Here is a 15,716-nt window from a genome sequence, read left to right as displayed (position 1 = left end):
GGGGTGACGCGGGCCTCAGGCGGCGACCGGCGGCCGCTCCCCGCGAAGCTCGACCAGCAGCTCGGTGATCGCGGCCATGATGCGGGCCGTGGCCTCTTCCAGCACCGCGCGGGTCAGCTCGCGGCCGACCAGGTCCGAGAGGTCGACCGGCGGCCCGGCCAGCAGGTCGACCGTCTTGCGCGGGATCCCGCGGGGGAACCACGCCGTCGACGGCAGCAGGTGGTGGGTCCCCCAGTTGGCCACCGGGATCACCGGCGCGCCGGTCTCCAGGGCGGCGCGCACGATGCCGGTCTTGCCGCGCATCGGCCAGCCCGCCGGGTCCGTCGAGAACGTGCCCTCGGGGAAGACGGCGACGCACTCGCCGTCCCGCACCGAGGCGACCAGGTCGCGGTAGGCCTCCGCCGCCGTCGCCGCACCGCGGTACACCGGGATGTGGCGCCCCGAGCGCATCACGCGGCCGAGGACCGGCAGCTTCCACAGCGAGGCCTTCGCCAGGTACCGCGGCACGCGGCCGGCGGCCAGGCAGAACGCCGTCAGCGTCGCCGGGTCGGCGAAGGACAGGTGGTTGGACGCCACCAGCACGCCCCCGGACTTCGGGATGCGGTGCGAGCCGCGCACCCGGAACCGGGTCGTCTGGACGAGGAACTGCCAGACGACCTCGATCGCGAAGCTGTACCAGGCGCCCCGGCCGGCGCGGGCGAAGCGCCGGCCGTAGGCGATCATCCGGCGTCGGGTGAGCAGCTCACCCTCGGTGTCCAGGGCGGTCCAGCGGTCCATGACTGTCATTCGTAGCCGACGACCGGCCGGATCGGCCCTCGCGCGCGCGGAACGCGGCGCAGATCACAGTCGCTCGAGAACCACCACAGGAATCTCGCGGTCCGTCTTCTTCGCGTAGTTGTCGTAGTCCGGCCAGACGGCGGCGAGCTTTTCCCACAGCTTCGCGCGCTCTTCACCCTCGGCGGTGCGGGCGGTGGCCTTGAACTTGTCCGCCTTCACCTGCACGCCGACCTCGGGGGTCTCGAGGAGGTTGAAGTACCAGCCGGGGTGGTTCGGGGCGCCACCCTTGGAGGCCACGATCACCGGGTTTCCGTCGACTTCCTGGTAGATCAGGGCGAACTTGCGCTCCTGCCCGGTCTTGCGGCCCTTGGTGGTCAGCACCAGCGTCGGGACGCCTTCCTTCCACTCGTGACCGACCTCGCCGTCGGTCTCCTCGTAGCGGCGGACGTGCTCGTCACCGAACAGCATGCGTGGTTCCTTTCGCGATGGGCAAAGCAGTGGCGTACTCACTGCTTGAAGGTTCTCCTTGTTTGCAACGCACACGCCACCGCCGATCTTCCCCGCGTAATTCACTCGAACGGGTCAGGTCCCCCGGCCAGCGGCTTCTCGCGGCCCACCCCCCTCCCAGTAGATTGCACCGACCGAGCACGCGGAGACACCGAAACCGATCTTGGAGGAGCCAGCCATGAAGGCCCGGCCGCACGTGACACTGGAAGACGTGGCACGCAGCGCCAACGTCTCGCTCGCGACCGCGTCGCGGGTGCTCAACGGCACCGCGTCCGTCCGCGCCGACCTGCGGGAGCGGGTTTCCACCGCCGCGGCCGAGCTGGCCTACGCCCCGAACGCGCACGCGCAGGCACTCGCCGGCGGCACGCACCGCACGGTCGGCGTGATCTGCCACGACGTCAGCGACCCGTACTTCGCCGCGATCGCCGGCGGGGTGATGCGGGTGGCCACCGACAACGGGCTGCTCGTGATGCTGGCCGGCACCTTCCGCGACCCGGACCGCGAGGTCGCCTACGTCTCGACGCTGCGCGCGCAACGGGCCGCGGCGATCCTGCTGATCGGCTCGGCGTTCGAAGACCGCGCGTGGGAACGCGCGATGGCGGCCGAGCTGGAGCCGTACCGCCGCGGCGGCGGGCAGGTCGCGGCGGTCAGCCGCCACCGCGGGCTCAAGATCGACACCGTGCAGCCGGACAACAAGGGCGGCGCCGCGGCGCTGGCGAAGGAACTGGTCGGGCTCGGCCACAAGCGGTTCGCCGTGCTCGCCGGGCCGCGCAAGCTGAGCACGGTCGTCGACCGGCTGGCCGGGTTCACCGACGCGCTCGCCGAACACGGCATCAGCCTGCACGAAGACGACGTCGTCGAGGCCGCCTTCACCCGTGATGGCGGCTACGAAGCGACGAAGCGGCTGCTCGCCGGCCGCAAGCGCAAGCTCCCGACCTGCGTCTTCGCCGTCACCGACGTGATGGCGATCGGCGCGCTGACGGCGTTGCGCGAGGAGGGCCTGTCCGTGCCCGGGGACATTTCGGTCGCCGGCTTCGACGACATCCCGGTCGTCCGCGACCTCGCCCCGGCGCTGACCACGGTCCGGCTGCCGCTGGAAGAGCTGGGCGAACGGGCGATGGACCTGGCCATCAAGGGCGCCGGCGGCACCCGGCCGCGGACCGTCCGGCTCTCCGGCGAGGTCGTCCTGCGGGAGAGCACCGCGCGCCCCAAGCGCTGACCCGCGGCGCACCCGGTCGGGCCTTGTCGCACTCCGGCACAGGCCCTACCGTGGATCGGAGAAAGCGCTTTCTGACTTGCGGAGGTCGTGCGATGCTCCTGCTCCCGGTTCCCGGCGGCGGGCTCGTGAACTGGTCACCGTCCGGTCCGGCGCTCCCCGGGCCACCGGGCACGCCGCCGTCGTCGCGGATCGCCTACGCCGCGGTGCACGTCGTCGCGGACGCGCTCGCCGACGAGCCCGGCGCCGTCGACTGGGACACCACCCTGGCCTTCCGCGAGCACCTCTGGGCGTGCGGGCTCGGCGTCGCCGAAGCCATGGACACCGCGCAGCGCGGGATGGGCCTCGACTGGGCCACGACGAAGGAGCTGGTCACCCGCACCGGCGCGATCGCGGCCGGCCGCCGGTGGTGCGCGGGTGTCGGCACCGACCAGCTGCCCGCCGGTCCGGCCACCCCGGCGTCCATTGTGGACGCCTGGCGCGAGCAGCTGGACCTGGTCGGCGGTGCGGGCGCGGTCCCGGTCGTCATGGCGAGCCGGGCGCTGGCCGCGGCGGCGCAGGGCCCGGACGACTACCACGCGGCCTACGGGAAGCTGCTGTCCGAGGCGGGCGGGCCGGTCCTGCTGCACTGGCTCGGCGAGCAGTTCGACCCCGCGCTGGCCGGGTACTGGGGCCACCACGACGTCCGCGCCGCGGCCCGCGAGCTGGCGGCCCTGTGCGCCGAGCACGCGGGCACCATCGCCGGGGTGAAGGTGTCGGTGCTCGACGCCGACGTCGAGACCGAGTTCCGGCGCGCCCTGCCCGCGGGCGTCGCCTGCTACACCGGCGACGACTTCCACTACCCCCAGCTCATCGCGGGCGACGACCACGGCCACAGCGAAGCCCTGCTCGGCATCTTCGACCCGATCGCGCCGGTCGCCGCGGCGGGGCTGCGCCGGCTGGACGACGGCGACCGCGCCGGGTTCCACGCCCTGCTCGACCCGACCGTGCCGCTGGCGCGCGAGATCTTCCGGGCCCCGACCCGGCACTACAAGACCGGCGTCGTCTTCCTGGCCTACTTGAACGGCCATCAAGAGCACTTCCGGATGCTGGCCGGGAACGAGTCCGCGCGCACGATCACCCACCTCGCGACGCTGCTGCGGCTGGCCGACGAAGCCGGCGTGCTCGCCGACCCCGAGCGGGCGGTCGCCCGGATGCGGCCGCTGCTGCAGGTCGCGGGGGTCGCGTGATGGACCCGCGGTTCAGCCTCAACCAGATCACCACCAAGGCGTGGTCGCTGCCCGAGGCGGTGGCGGGGTGCGCCCAGGCCGGCGTCGGCTGGATCGGGCTGTGGCGGGACAAAGTGGCCGAAACCGGCGTCGACGAAGCCGCTCGTCTGCTCAAGGCGCACGGTGTCCGGGTTTCGTCGTTGTGCCGCGGTGGGTTCTTCACCGGCGTGACCCCGGACGGGTCCCCTGTGGACGGTGTGGCGCAGACCCGGGAGGCCGTCGACGAAGCCGCCGCGCTCGGCGCCGGCGTGCTCGTGCTCGTCGTGGGCGGGATCGCGGGCAACGACCTCGCCGCGTCGCGGCAGCGGGTCGCGGACGCCGTGGGCGAGCTGGCGCCGTACGCCGGGGAACGCGGTGTCCGGCTCGGCCTGGAGCCGCTGCACCCGATGCAGTGCGCCGACCGGTCCGTCCTGTCCACTGTGGATCAAACGCTGGCGATCGCGGCCGAGCACCCGGCGGCGCAGGTCGGGGTGATCGTCGACGAGTTCCACGTCTGGTGGGACCCGCGGATCGAGGAGTCGATCGCCGCGGCCGCCGGCCGGATCGCCGGGTTCCACGTGTGCGACGTCCTCGTGCCGCTGCCCGACCCGCTGCTGGGCCGCGCGCTGCCGGGCGACGGCCCGATCGACCACCGCCACCTGCGGTCGGCCGTCGAGGCGGCCGGGTACACCGGCCCGATCGAGGTCGAGGTGTTCAACGCCGGGCTGTGGGCCCGGCCGGGGGCGGAGGTGCTCGCCGAGACCGTCGCGGCGTTCGAGCGTCACGTGGCCTGACCCGCCGGTACGCTGGGGCCGAGGGGACGGGGGTCGCTCGGTGATGGCGGAAGACGACGGAGCGGTCCGGAGCGTGCTGCGCGCCTTCGACCTGCTGGCCCTGTTCACCGAACGCCGCCGGACGTGGGCGGTCAAGGACCTCACCGCCGCGAGCGGCCTCGCGAAGACGACGGTGCTGCGGCTGGTCGCCACCTGCGAACAGCGCGGCCTGCTCTGGACGCGTCCCGACGGCCGGGTCACCGTGGGCCCGGGGATGCTGCGCTGGGCCCAGCTGGCGAACGCCGCGTGGCAGCTGCCCGAGCCGGTCCGCCAGGTCCTGCGCGAGCTCGCCCGGGACTGCGGCGAAACGGTCAACCTGTACGTCCGCAGCACCGAAGTGCTCGTCTGCGTGGCCCAGCAGGAAGGCTCGCGGACCGTCCGGCACGTCGGCCACACCGGCGACGAGCTGCCGCTCGGGTGCGGGGCCGCCGGGCAGGTGCTCGCCGGCGCCGGGGCCATCGCGGTCAGCCACGGCGAGCCGGAGCCGGGCGCGTCGAGCGTCGCCGGCCCGGTGTTCGACGCCGACGGGCGGCTGCTGGCCGCACTGGCGGTCACCGGCCCGACCACGCGCTTCACCACCGAGGCGGTGGCACGGTTCGGGGCGGACGTGACGGACGCCTCACGACGCATTTCGCGGATCGGTTTCGGTGCGCGGCCGGAGTAGAACGTAGGCTCCCCGCATGCCGAACCTGCTGGTGGTGGAAGACGACGCCGCGATCGGCAGCGTGCTCGAATCGACCCTGCGACTGCACGGTTACCAGGTGTGCTGGCGCCGCGACGGCCGCACCGCCCTGGAGGCCGCCGGCACCGGCGACTTCGACCTGGTGCTGCTCGACCTCGGCCTGCCGGACCTGGACGGCGTCGAGGTCTGCCGCCGCCTGCGGTCCGCGCTGCCCGCGGCGGTGCTCGTCATCCTCACCGCCCGGCAGGAGGAGATGGACGTCGTCGTCGGCCTCGACGCCGGCGCCGACGACTACCTCACCAAGCCGATCCGGCTGGGCGAGCTGCTGGCCCGGGTGCGCGCGCACCTGCGCCGCGGCGCGCCGGCCGCGGCCCGGCCCCCGGTGACCGTCGGCGGGCTGACCGTCGACATCGCCGGGCGCCGCGCCACCCTGGACGGGCGTGAGGTCGTGCTGCGGGCCAAGGAGTTCGACCTGCTGGCGCGGCTGGCCGAGCAGCCGGGGGTCGCCGTCAGCCGCGAGACGCTGATGTCCGAGGTCTGGGACGCGCACTGGTACGGCTCGACGAAGACCCTGGACGTGCACATCGCGGCGGTGCGCCGCAAGCTCTCGTCGGCGGCCGGGCCCGACGCCGAGGTACCCCGGATCGCCACCCTGCGCGGCCACGGGTACCGGCTGGAGGACCCCGCCCGGACCGTCGCCGAAGGCTGACCGTGCGCCGCCGGATCATCTCGCTGACGGTGCTGGCCGCCCTGGTCGCGACCGTGCTCTTCGCGCTGCCGCTGGGCATCGCGGTGCTGAAGTACTACCACGACGACGCCACCGCCGACCTGGAGCGGGCCGCCGACGCCGCCGCGCTCGCGGTGTCGGACGCGCTCGCCACCGGGCGGCCGCCGATCGTGCCGCCGCCCGAAGACGACGACGAAGCCGAGGGCGTGGTCGGGGTCTACACCCCGGACGGGCGGCTGCTCGCGGGGCACGGGCCCGCGACCGGCGGCGCGCTCGAGCGGCAGGCGGCGAGCGCCACGCTGGACGTCGTCACCGGGCACGAAGGCGACGACCGGGTGCTGGCCGTCCCGGTGATCAGCGGGTCCCGCGTGACCGGGGTCGTCCGCGCCGCGTTGCCGGAGTCCGCACTGACCCTGCGGATCGCGCTCACCTGGCACGGCATGGCCGGGCTGGCGATCGTGGCGATCGGCGCGAGCTGGCTGATGGCCCGGCGGTTCACGACGCGGCTGGTCCGGCCCCTGGAGGAGCTGGCCACGGCGGCGGGGCGGCTCGGCGACGGCGACTTCACCGTCCGCGGCCCGCGCGCCGGGATCGCCGAGATCGACCGGGTCGGCGAGGCGCTGGACACCACCGCGGCCCGGATCGGCTCGACGCTGGAACGCGAGCGCGCGTTCTCCGCGGAGGCGTCCCACCAGCTGCGGACCCCGCTGACCGGGCTGCGCCTGCAGCTGGAGGCCGCGCTGGAGACCCCCGAAGCGGACCCCCTGGCGGCGATCCGCGCCGGGATCGCGTCCGCCGACCGGCTGGAACGCACCATCGAGGACCTCCTGGCGCTGGGCCGCGAACGCCGGGCGCCGCGGGCCGAGCTGGATCTCGACGCCCTCCTCGAGGAGGTCCGGGAGGCCGGCGAGGCGCTGCTTTCGCCGCACGGGCGCACGCTGCGGATCATCCGCCAGGAGCCGCCGCCGGCGCGGGTGGCGGCCGCGGCGGTCCGCCAGGTGCTCGGGGTGCTGCTGGACAACGCGGCCACGCACGGGCGCGGCACGGTGACGCTGGTCGCCCGCGACGCCGGCGACACGCTGGCCATCGACGTCGCCGACGAGGGCCCGGACCTGGGCGAAACGGACCCGTTCGCGACGGCGGCGGCCGGGCACGGCATCGGCCTGCGGCTGGCCCGCAGCCTCGCCGAGGCCGAAGGCGGCCGGCTCCGCCTGAGCCGTCCCGACCCGCCGACGTTCACGCTCCTGCTCCCGGCCACCGAGGTGTGACGAACCGGGCATCACGCGTGCCCGGAGAGGCATCACGCGTGTCTGGAGGGGCATCGCGGCTGATGCCCCTCTGATCACGCGTGATGCCCCGCTGGACACGCGTGATGCCCCTCACCGCACACGGAACGATTCGCCAGGATTCGTGCGGCTTGTGCAATGAATCACCTGTGATTCATCTGTACGCGCAATGTTCTCCTGTTTTGTCCGCCGGAGACGGCCGATACCGTCGTCGGCATGACTTTGCGGGCCGCGACGGTGCGGCGGAAACCGGTCGCCGATCTGGTCGCCGAAAGTGATCATGGCACGTTGAAGCGATCGCTCGGGCTCGGGCAGCTGACGATGCTGAGCATCGGCGCGACGCTGGGCAGCGGGATCTTCGTCGTCCTCGGCGAAGCCGTCCCGGTGGCCGGGCCGGCCGTGGTCCTGTCGTTCGTGCTGGCCGGGGTCACCGCGCTCTTCTCCGCCCTCTCCTACGCCGAGCTGGCCGGCATGATCCCGCTGTCCGGTTCGTCGTACTCCTACGCCTACGCGACGCTCGGCGAACTGGTCGCCTGGGTCTGCGGCTGGTGCCTGGTCCTCGAATACGGCGTCTCGGTGGCATCGGTCGCCGTCGGCTGGGGGCAGTACCTCAACGAACTGCTGCGGCTCGCGTTCGGCTTCGCCATCCCGGACGCGCTCAGCCAGCCGCCCGGGTCCGGCGGGATCGTCAACGTTCCCGCGATCGTCGTCGTGGTCCTCGCGATGCTCCTGCTGCTTTCCGGCGCGAAGGAGAGCGCGCGGGCCAATGCCGTCATGGTCGCGGTGAAGATCGTGACCCTGGTGCTGTTCTGCGCGATCGCCTTCACCGCGGTCAAGGCGCGGAACTTCACGCCGTTCCTGCCGCTCGGGCTGGCCGGGATGAGTGCCGGCGCCGCGAAGCTGTTCTTCTCCTACATCGGGTTCGACGCCGCGTCGACCGCCGGCGAGGAGGCGAAGAACCCGCAGCGCGACCTGCCGCGCGCGATCCTGCTCTCGCTCGGGATCGTCACCGTGCTGTACTGCCTGGTCGCCGTGGCCGCCGTCGGCGCGCTGCCGTGGCAGGAGTTCGACGGCCAAGAGGCGGCGCTGTCGCACGTGCTGAGCGTCGTGTCGGGCAACCCGTTCTGGGCCGGCCTGCTCGCCGTCGGCGCGATCGTGGCCATCTCCAGCGTCGTGCTGACCGTCCTCTACGGACAGACGCGCATCCTGTTCGCGATGTCCCGCGACGGCCTGGTGCCTCCCGCGTTGTCCAAAGTGGATGAGAAGTCGGGCTCGCCGCGGATCAACACGCTGGTGGTCTCGGGCTTCGTCGCCGTGCTGGCCGCGTTCATCCCGCTCGGCAAGCTCGCCGACGCCACCAGCATCGGGACACTGTTCGCGTTCCTGCTGGTCAACATCGCCGTCCTGCTGCTGCGGCGGCGCCAGCCCGAGCGGCCACGCACGTTCCGCGTCCCGCTCTCACCGGTGACGCCGCTCCTGGGCGTGCTGTGCTGCGGCTACATGATGTTCAGCCTCGACGGCGCGACCTGGGTCGTCTTCGGCGCCTGGATGGCGCTGGGCCTGCTGATCTACTTCGGGTACGGGATCCGGCGGTCGAGGCTCGCATGAGGGTCGCGATCCACCAAGGTCCGTTCGACGCGCTGCCGGACGCGGTCCGGGCGTCCGGCGCCGACCTCGTCGTCACGGCGGAGATGAGCACGACCGGCTACCACATCGGCGCCCGGACGCACGAACTCGCCGAACCGGCCGACGGCCCGACCGCGGCACGGATGTCCGCGCTGGCCAGGGAAACCGGCGTCGCGCTGGCGTACGGCTACCCGGAGGCGGACGCTGGGACCGTCCACAACAGCGTCCAGCTCGTCGACGCGGCCGGGCGGCGCCGGGCGAACTACCGCAAGACGCACCTGTTCGGCGACCTCGACAAGGCGTGGTTCACCCCGGGTGACGAGCCGGTCGTGCAGGCCGACGTCGCCGGGATCCGGGTCGGGCTGCTGATCTGCTACGACGTCGAGTTCCCCGAGCTGGTCCGGGCGCACGCGCTGGCCGGCACGGAACTGCTGGTCGTGCCGACGGCCTTGATGAGCCCGTACGAGCTGGTCGCCGACACGCTGGTGCCGGCGCGGGCCTACGAGAGCCAGCTGTTCGTTGCCTACGCCAACCGTTGTGACGTCGAACAGGAGCTGACCTACTGCGGACGCTCCTGCGTGGTCGCCCCGACCGGCGAGGTACTGGCCCGCGCCGGAGCGGGACCCGCGCTGATCACCGCTGAAGTCACCCGGGACGCGCTCGCCGCGTCCCGGCTGGAGAACACCCACCTGGCCGACCGGCGGCCCGAACTGTACCGAGGAACCACCGCATGACCTCCGCTGTCCCGACCGCGATCCATCACGACGAACCCGCGGGCCGCCCGATCACGATGTTCGGCCCCGACTTCCCGTTCGCCTACGACGACTACCTCGCCCACCCCGCCGGGCTGGGCTCGGTGCCCGCTCACCGGCACGGCACCGAGGTGGCGGTGATCGGCGGCGGCCCCTCCGGCATCGTCACCGCGTACGAGCTGATGAAGCTCGGCTTGCGGCCGGTGGTGTACGAGATCGCCGAAATCGGCGGACGGCTGCGCACCGTGCGGTTCCCCGGCTGCCCGGACGACGTCGTCGCCGAGATGGGCGCGATGCGCTTCCCGCCCGCGTCGACCGCGTTGTTCCACTACATCGACAAGGTCGGGCTCGACACGGCGCCGTTCCCGAACCCGCTGGCCCCGGAGACGCCGAGCACGGTCGTCGACCTCAAGGGACAGAGCCACTACGCGCGGACGCCGGCCGAGCTGCCCGCGGTGTTCGCCGACGTCGCCGCCGCGTGGGACCGGACCCTGGCCGAGCACGCGTCGTTCGCCGAGATGCAGACGGCGATCCGCGACCGCGACGCGAAGACGATCAAGCGGCTGTGGAACGAGCTCGTCCCGAAGCTGGACAACCAGACGTTCTACGGGTTCCTGTGCGACTCCCCCGCGTTCGCCTCCTTCCGCCACCGCGAGATCTTCGGGCAGGTCGGCTTCGGCACCGGTGGCTGGGACACCGACTTCCCCAACTCCATCCTCGAAATCCTGCGCGTGGTCTACACCGGAGCCGACGACGAGCACCGCAGCATCGTCGGCGGCAGCCGCCAGCTCCCGCTGCGGCTGTGGGAGCACGCGCCGTCGGACGTCGCTTTCTGGCCCGCCGGAACGTCGCTGGCTTCGCTGCACGAGGGCGGACCGCGTCCGGGCGTCACGCGGCTGCACCGCACGGCGCCGAACAACATCACGGTGACCGACGCGTCCGGGCACATCCGGACCTACCCGGCGGCGGTGTTCACCGCGCAGAGCTGGATGCTGCTGTCCAAGATCGAATGCGACGAAGCGCTGTTCCCGATCGACCACTGGACGGCGATCGAGCGCACGCACTACATGGAGTCGTCGAAGGTGTTCGTCCCCGTCGACCGCCCGTTCTGGCTCGACCCCGACCCGGCGACCGGCCGCGACACGATGAGCATGACGCTGACCGACCGGATGCCGCGCGGCACGTACCTGCTGGGGTCCACTCCCGACTCGCCCGCGGTGATCTGCCTGTCGTACACGTGGGCCGACGACTCGCTGAAGTGGCTGCCGCTGTCGGTGACCGAGCGCGTCGAAGTGATGCTGCAATCGTTGCGCGAGATCTACCCGGGCGTCGACGTCCGGCGGCACATCATCGGCGACCCGGTGACGGTCTCGTGGGAGGCGGAGCCGCACTTCATGGGCGCGTTCAAGGCGAACCTGCCCGGGCACTACCGCTACCAGCACCGGCTGTTCACGCATTTCATGCAGGACGTCTTGGCGGAGCGTCACCGAGGCTTGTTCCTGGCGGGTGACGACGTCTCGTGGACGGCGGGCTGGGCGGAGGGCGCGGTGCAGACGGCGCTGAACGCGGTTTGGGGCGTGCTGCACCACTTCGGTGGCGAGACGGACCCCGCGAACCCGGGTCCTGGGGACTGTTTCGAGGACCTCGCGCCGATCACGCTCCCGGACTGAGCGTGACCCGATCGTGGTACCCGGCAGACTGAGCTGCCCTGCTCAGCGGGCCATGCGACGATGGGACCATGAACACCGAGCCGGCGCCGAGATGGCGAAGACTGGAACCGGACGAACGGAAGGAACAGATCTTCGCTTGCGCGGCGCGGCTGTTCGGTGAACGTCCCTACTCCGAAGTGTCCACTTCGGACATCGCCGCGGCGGCCGGTGTCGCGCGGGGGTTGATCAACCACTACTTCGGCACCAAACGCGAGCTGTACCTGGAAATCATCCGCCGCGCGTTGACCGTGCCGCGCCTCGCTGTCGAAATCCTGCCGGAGGGGCCGCTCGATCTGCGGGCCGACGTCGCCATCGAGTGGTTCCTCGACATGGTCACCAGCCAGGAACGGATGTGGCTGGCCGCGATCGCGCCGGAGGGCATCGGGCGCGATCTCGAGGTCGAGCGCATTCTCGAAGAGGCCGACCGCGAGTCCGCCGATCGCGTGCTCGAAGCCGTCGGGCTGTCCAGCGAAAGCGAACACGGCCCCGAACTGAACGCGCTCGTGCGCGCGTTCGGCGGGATGGTGAAGTCCGCCGGCCGGGAATGGCTCGTGCGCGGGTCGCTGACCCGCGCCCAGGTGCACCTGCTGCTGTCCAAGTCGCTCGTCACGCTGGTCGGCGAGATCTTCCCGGCGATCCAGGCGGAACCGGGCGATCCCGCGTAGACCGAAGCCCCCGGCGCCACGAGGGGGAGGAGGGCGCCAGGGGCTCCGGGTCAGCGGACGAACCGCCGACGCACGCTCACGGTACGCCGGAGCGCTGTCAAGTCGCTGTCAACCCTTCGCCGCCCGATTCGCGAAGTTCTTCCAGCCGGTGGGCGAGCCCGTCGAGACAGCGCCGGACCGCGTAGTCGTACACCTGGGCGTAGTACCCGGCGGCGAGGTCGGGATCGCCCATCAGGTCGTGCATCGCGGCACCCAGCTCGGCCATCCCCGGCAGGTCCGCCCGCTCGCGGTAGGTGGCGTACTCCTCGGTGTTGTCGATCCGGATCGCGAGCGCGCCGTCGCGGTCGTCCTCCATCGCGACGAACTGGCACGCGGTCATCAGCAGCAGGTTGTAGGCCATCGGGCTCTCGCGGCCGAAGCCGGCCTTCAGCAAAACCCCGATGCCGGCGTCGATGCTGCGCGTGGCCGCCTTGACGGACGGGCCGAACAGCGCGAGCCGTCTCGCACAGCCCGGGTAGGACCGCAGGACCGCGCGCAGGCTCGCCAGCAGCTCGGTGAACCAGTCCTGCCACGGCAGTTCCGGGTCGGGCAGCTCCAGCAGGCCGACCACCCGGTCGACGACGGCGTTCACCACCGCGTCCCGGTCACCGACGTGGTGGTAGATCACCGCCGGATAGGCCTCGACCGCGCGGGCGAGCTCCCGCAGCGTCCAGTTGTCGAGGCCGCGTTCGCCGGTCAGCGTCGTCGCCGCGGTGATGATCCGGTCGGCCGTGAGCGCCGGCAGTCCCGCCGCGGCTCGCGACCGGGGGCGCTGTCCGGTACCCGAGGATGAGGTCGGCATGGGGCGTAACGGTAACCGCACGGGTGGGACCGGTGCCAGCGCCGCACGGGTACGGCAGGATCGGGACATGGCACGCGCACAGGCCGGCGATATCGAGCTCGAGTACGACACCTTCGGCGATCCGGACGGTCCGCCGCTGGTCCTGGTGATGGGCCTCGGTGCCCAGATGATCACCTGGGAGGACGGGTTCTGCGAGCTGCTCGCCGGCCGCGGGTTCTTCGTCGTGCGCTACGACAACCGGGACGTCGGGCTCTCCACCTGGCTCGACGAGCTGCCCGCGCCGGACCTCGCCGCGCTGGCCGCCGGCGACCTGACGACGGCGCCGTACCGCCTTTCGGACCTGGCCGACGACGCGATCGGGCTGTTCGACGCGCTCGGCATCGCACGCGCGCACGTCGTCGGCGCGTCGATGGGCGGGATGATCGTGCAGCAGCTGGCCATCGACCACCCGGACCGGCTGCTGTCGGTCACGTCGATCATGTCGACCACCGGGGACCCGTCGGTCGGGCGGGCCGAGCCGTGGGCGCTGGCGCTGCTGGCCCGGCCACCGGCGTCGACCCGCGAGCAGGCGCTGGCCGACAGCGTCGACGGCTACCGGCGGCTCGGCTCCCCCGGCTACCCGGACGACGAGGCGTTCCTGCTGGCCAAGGCGACGCTGCACTACGACCGTGCCCGCCACCCGGTGGGCACGCTGCGCCACGCGGCGGCGGTGCTGGCGTCCGGCGATCGGACGTCGGGTCTGCGGTCCGTGCGGCTGCCGGCCCTGGTCGTGCACGGCGACGCCGACCCGCTGATCGACGTCAGCGGCGGCAAGGCGACGGCGGAGGCGATCCCGGGCGCGGAACTGCTGGTGATCCCGGGCATGGGCCACAACCTGCCGCGCGCGGTGTGGCCGGTGGTCGTCGACGCGATCGGCCGCGTGACGGGTCAATAACGCGTCAAGATCCCGGGGCCGGGGCGTAGGGAATGTGTCCTGGCTCATGCTCCTGGCGCTCTCGCGGCGTTTCCTGGACGGCATGAGTGGTGGCTTCGGGTTCCCGTTCGGCTGTGTGTCCGCGGTGGGCGCGGTGCTGGTGGCGGAGCTGTGCGGGGCGACGGGTCATCCGTGGTACGCGCTGGTCACGCTGGGCGCGGTGGTGCTGCTGACCGCGTTCTGGAGTTCGGTTGCCGCCGCGATCGGGGTCGCGGCGGTGGCGTGGGCGCTGGACTCGGGGTTCGTGCTCGGCCGGGCCGGCGAACTCACCTTCACCCCGGCTGCCGCGGTGGCCGCCCTGGCCTTCGCCGCGCTCGTCGCCTCCGGCTCCCTCGCGCGGCTCATCTCCCGCACTCCGATGCCGGTCCGCATCCCGGCCCCGCGCCGTCCGGCCGAGGTCCCGGCTTCCCAGGCGACAACCGCGGCGAGCTGACCCGGGTCCGGGAGGCCCGCCGTCCGTGTCGTCCATCCAGGTACGCGAGTTCGCCGTTCCGGTACACGGACTCGCGTGCTCGGAAGGGCATCTCGCATGCTCGAACGGACGACACGCGTACCCCGGCGGACGACACGCGTACCTGGGTGGACGACACGTCAAACCGTGCGCGGGAGCGAAGCTCGGCGGGCCGCCAGGGCCGCGATGATGCGCGGGAGGCCGGCCGGGTGGAGCGGGTCGATGTCCGTCAGGTCGCGGACGCGGCGCAGGCGGTAGTCGACCGTGTTGGGGTGGACGTGCAGGCGGGCCGCCGTGCGGCGGCGGTTCGTGTCCAGCTCCAGGTACGTCGAGAGCGTCTCGACCAGCTCCGGGTGCGCGTCCAGCGGCGCGAGCACCGCCGCGAGCCGGTCTCGGGCCTCGCCCGGACGGGTCAGCTGGTACTCCACCAGGACGTCGTCGAGGCGGTACAGCCCCGGCGGGCGGCCGAACCACCGCAGCACGTCCAGCACCTCGCCGGTCCGCCCGGCCACCTCGCGAACCTCCGACGGCGCCGCCGTGTCGGCCGCGGCCAGGACGTCCACGCCCGCCGCGCGCCCGGCCGTGCCCAGCAGGGAACCCCACTCCCGGACCGCCGACAGCCGCCCGGCCAGCGGCAGCAGCACCAGCCCGCCCGGGCCGTCCAAGGAGGCGAGCACGCCATCGCCGCAGGAGTGTTCGAACGCCGCCAGGAACCGCCGCAGCTTCCGGCGGATCGCGATGTCGGCGTCGATGCCCGGGGTGGCCTCGTCGGCGTGCGGGCCGAGCTCGACGCTCAGCACCAGATATCGCGCCGGCAGTGCGATGCCGGCGCTGCGGGCGACGGCGTCGACGGGACCGCCGTCGGCCAGCACCGAAAGCAGCGTCCGGCGGGCGGTGTGCTCCTGCCCGATCTTCGTGCGCAGCTCCTCCAGATAGCCGCGCGTGACGGCGCCGGTGACGGTGCCGACGAACGCGAGCGTCCGGTCCGCGACCTCCAGCAGATCGGCGACGTCCGCACTGCCCGCGTCGGCCGAGCCGACGGCGAAGATCTCCCGCGTGCCGACGTGGTAGGCGGCCAGCACCGCCTCCAGCGGGAAGCCCTCTTCGGCCCGGCGCACCGCCGACGCGCCGATCTGCCGCAGCTCGGCGGCGTTGAGGTCGCGGTCCTCGCGCAGGCACCGGGCGAAGGCCCGCACGGTCTGCTGGGTGATCCGCGCGATGTCACCGGCCAGCTCCTCGACGGGGAGCCGCCGGTAGTCCGCGACCTCGGCCTGGATCCGCGCCAGCACCCGGGCGACCAGGTCGGGTTCCTCCCGCGTGAGCCGCTCGTGGACGCGCTGCCCGCCGAGGGTCAGGTCGCCACCCGGCTTGTGCTCCGTCACAACCGATCCCCTCGTTCTCTGCCCGGATTCCCAATCAATCCG

General features: G+C 72.7%; 16 protein-coding genes. 12 read left to right on the top strand and 4 right to left on the bottom strand.

Features of this window, described 5'->3' with window-relative positions; all coding sequences use genetic code 11:
- Positions 1 to 15 precede the first annotated feature (15 nt).
- Together ABZ342_RS19005 and ABZ342_RS19000 are read right to left on the bottom strand one after the other, a co-directional pair.
- Complete coding sequence (locus ABZ342_RS19005; RefSeq protein WP_360474420.1) at positions 16 to 786, bottom strand: lysophospholipid acyltransferase family protein; 771 nt, start codon at positions 784 to 786, stop codon at positions 16 to 18.
- A 54-nt stretch (positions 787 to 840) separates the two neighbouring features.
- Positions 841 to 1,245: a nitroreductase family deazaflavin-dependent oxidoreductase gene (locus tag ABZ342_RS19000; protein ID WP_155541845.1), complete on the bottom strand. Its 405-nt coding sequence runs from the start codon at positions 1,243 to 1,245 to the stop codon at positions 841 to 843.
- Positions 1,246 to 1,462: 217 nt separating this feature from the next.
- Here ABZ342_RS19000 and ABZ342_RS18995 point away from each other — a divergent pair, with 217 nt between their 5' ends.
- The 10 genes from ABZ342_RS18995 to ABZ342_RS18950 all read left to right on the top strand — a co-directional run bounded on the left by ABZ342_RS18995 (position 1,463) and on the right by ABZ342_RS18950 (position 12,027).
- Positions 1,463 to 2,503 (top strand): LacI family DNA-binding transcriptional regulator, encoded by a 1,041-nt coding sequence (locus ABZ342_RS18995; protein ID WP_360474418.1) that lies wholly within the window; start codon positions 1,463 to 1,465, stop codon positions 2,501 to 2,503.
- Positions 2,504 to 2,595: 92 nt separating this feature from the next.
- A complete protein-coding gene (locus tag ABZ342_RS18990) occupies positions 2,596 to 3,729 on the top strand; it encodes a DUF993 family protein (protein ID WP_360474416.1) in 1,134 nt (377 codons plus the stop codon).
- Positions 3,729 to 4,541: a sugar phosphate isomerase/epimerase family protein gene (locus tag ABZ342_RS18985; protein ID WP_360474414.1), complete on the top strand. Its 813-nt coding sequence runs from the start codon at positions 3,729 to 3,731 to the stop codon at positions 4,539 to 4,541. Before ABZ342_RS18990 ends, ABZ342_RS18985 begins: the two co-directional genes overlap by 1 nt.
- A gap of 43 nt (positions 4,542 to 4,584) precedes the next feature.
- Positions 4,585 to 5,244: an IclR family transcriptional regulator gene (locus ABZ342_RS18980; RefSeq protein ID WP_360474412.1), complete on the top strand. Its 660-nt coding sequence runs from the start codon at positions 4,585 to 4,587 to the stop codon at positions 5,242 to 5,244.
- A 16-nt stretch (positions 5,245 to 5,260) separates the two neighbouring features.
- Positions 5,261 to 5,971 (top strand): response regulator transcription factor, encoded by a 711-nt coding sequence (locus ABZ342_RS18975; protein ID WP_155541840.1) that lies wholly within the window; start codon positions 5,261 to 5,263, stop codon positions 5,969 to 5,971.
- 2 nt (positions 5,972 to 5,973) lie between these two features.
- Positions 5,974 to 7,257 (top strand): HAMP domain-containing sensor histidine kinase, encoded by a 1,284-nt coding sequence (locus ABZ342_RS18970; RefSeq protein ID WP_360474410.1) that lies wholly within the window; start codon positions 5,974 to 5,976, stop codon positions 7,255 to 7,257.
- Positions 7,258 to 7,491: 234 nt separating this feature from the next.
- Complete coding sequence (locus ABZ342_RS18965; protein WP_155541838.1) at positions 7,492 to 8,883, top strand: amino acid permease; 1,392 nt, start codon at positions 7,492 to 7,494, stop codon at positions 8,881 to 8,883.
- The gene (locus tag ABZ342_RS18960; protein WP_155541837.1) at positions 8,880 to 9,635 is read left to right on the top strand and encodes a carbon-nitrogen hydrolase family protein; all 756 of its coding nucleotides are present in this window, start codon (positions 8,880 to 8,882) and stop codon (positions 9,633 to 9,635) included. The genes ABZ342_RS18965 and ABZ342_RS18960 overlap by 4 nt, the downstream gene beginning before the upstream one ends.
- On the top strand, positions 9,632 to 11,323 hold the full coding sequence (locus ABZ342_RS18955; RefSeq protein WP_360474407.1) for an NAD(P)/FAD-dependent oxidoreductase: 1,692 nt from the start codon (positions 9,632 to 9,634) through the stop codon (positions 11,321 to 11,323). Before ABZ342_RS18960 ends, ABZ342_RS18955 begins: the two co-directional genes overlap by 4 nt.
- Positions 11,324 to 11,391: 68 nt before the next feature.
- A complete protein-coding gene (locus tag ABZ342_RS18950) occupies positions 11,392 to 12,027 on the top strand; it encodes a TetR/AcrR family transcriptional regulator (RefSeq protein WP_155541835.1) in 636 nt (211 codons plus the stop codon).
- 97 nt (positions 12,028 to 12,124) lie between these two features.
- Here the strand turns inward: ABZ342_RS18950 and ABZ342_RS18945 are convergent, their stop codons facing one another.
- Positions 12,125 to 12,868, bottom strand: a complete 744-nt coding sequence (locus ABZ342_RS18945; protein WP_155541834.1) for a TetR family transcriptional regulator — start codon at positions 12,866 to 12,868, stop codon at positions 12,125 to 12,127.
- Between the two features lie 67 nt (positions 12,869 to 12,935).
- On the opposite strand from ABZ342_RS18945, the gene ABZ342_RS18940 reads away from it, so the two are divergent.
- Together ABZ342_RS18940 and ABZ342_RS18935 are read left to right on the top strand one after the other, a co-directional pair.
- Positions 12,936 to 13,802, top strand: coding sequence for an alpha/beta hydrolase (locus ABZ342_RS18940; RefSeq protein ID WP_360474405.1), 867 nt, complete (start codon positions 12,936 to 12,938; stop codon positions 13,800 to 13,802).
- A 46-nt stretch (positions 13,803 to 13,848) separates the two neighbouring features.
- Positions 13,849 to 14,274 (top strand): hypothetical protein, encoded by a 426-nt coding sequence (locus tag ABZ342_RS18935; protein ID WP_360474403.1) that lies wholly within the window; start codon positions 13,849 to 13,851, stop codon positions 14,272 to 14,274.
- Between the two features lie 158 nt (positions 14,275 to 14,432).
- On the opposite strand, the gene ABZ342_RS18930 is transcribed toward ABZ342_RS18935, so the two are convergent.
- Complete coding sequence (locus tag ABZ342_RS18930; protein WP_360474401.1) at positions 14,433 to 15,674, bottom strand: helix-turn-helix domain-containing protein; 1,242 nt, start codon at positions 15,672 to 15,674, stop codon at positions 14,433 to 14,435.
- Positions 15,675 to 15,716 lie beyond the last annotated feature (42 nt).

The organism is Amycolatopsis sp. NPDC005961 (genome assembly GCF_040629235.1).
Classification (GTDB): Bacteria; Actinomycetota; Actinomycetes; order Mycobacteriales; family Pseudonocardiaceae; genus Amycolatopsis; species Amycolatopsis camponoti.
This window is presented reverse-complemented; position numbering and strand designations above follow the sequence as displayed.

Excerpts from the sequence above, each read along its gene's own strand:
- ABZ342_RS18990 (WP_360474416.1), top strand. The coding sequence starts at position 2,596 with ATGCTCCTGCTCCCGGTTCCCGGCGGCGGGCTCGTGAACTGGTCACCG.
- ABZ342_RS19005 (WP_360474420.1), bottom strand. The coding sequence starts at position 786 with ATGACAGTCATGGACCGCTGGACCGCCCTGGACACCGAGGGTGAGCTG.
- ABZ342_RS18955 (WP_360474407.1), top strand. The coding sequence starts at position 9,632 with ATGACCTCCGCTGTCCCGACCGCGATCCATCACGACGAACCCGCGGGC.
- ABZ342_RS19000 (WP_155541845.1), bottom strand. The coding sequence starts at position 1,245 with ATGCTGTTCGGTGACGAGCACGTCCGCCGCTACGAGGAGACCGACGGC.
- ABZ342_RS18975 (WP_155541840.1), top strand. The coding sequence starts at position 5,261 with ATGCCGAACCTGCTGGTGGTGGAAGACGACGCCGCGATCGGCAGCGTG.
- ABZ342_RS18985 (WP_360474414.1), top strand. The coding sequence starts at position 3,729 with ATGGACCCGCGGTTCAGCCTCAACCAGATCACCACCAAGGCGTGGTCG.
- ABZ342_RS18945 (WP_155541834.1), bottom strand. The coding sequence starts at position 12,868 with ATGCCGACCTCATCCTCGGGTACCGGACAGCGCCCCCGGTCGCGAGCC.
- ABZ342_RS18935 (WP_360474403.1), top strand. The coding sequence starts at position 13,849 with ATGCTCCTGGCGCTCTCGCGGCGTTTCCTGGACGGCATGAGTGGTGGC.
- ABZ342_RS18950 (WP_155541835.1), top strand. The coding sequence starts at position 11,392 with ATGAACACCGAGCCGGCGCCGAGATGGCGAAGACTGGAACCGGACGAA.
- ABZ342_RS18965 (WP_155541838.1), top strand. The coding sequence starts at position 7,492 with ATGACTTTGCGGGCCGCGACGGTGCGGCGGAAACCGGTCGCCGATCTG.
- ABZ342_RS18980 (WP_360474412.1), top strand. The coding sequence starts at position 4,585 with ATGGCGGAAGACGACGGAGCGGTCCGGAGCGTGCTGCGCGCCTTCGAC.
- ABZ342_RS18960 (WP_155541837.1), top strand. The coding sequence starts at position 8,880 with ATGAGGGTCGCGATCCACCAAGGTCCGTTCGACGCGCTGCCGGACGCG.
- ABZ342_RS18940 (WP_360474405.1), top strand. The coding sequence starts at position 12,936 with ATGGCACGCGCACAGGCCGGCGATATCGAGCTCGAGTACGACACCTTC.
- ABZ342_RS18995 (WP_360474418.1), top strand. The coding sequence starts at position 1,463 with ATGAAGGCCCGGCCGCACGTGACACTGGAAGACGTGGCACGCAGCGCC.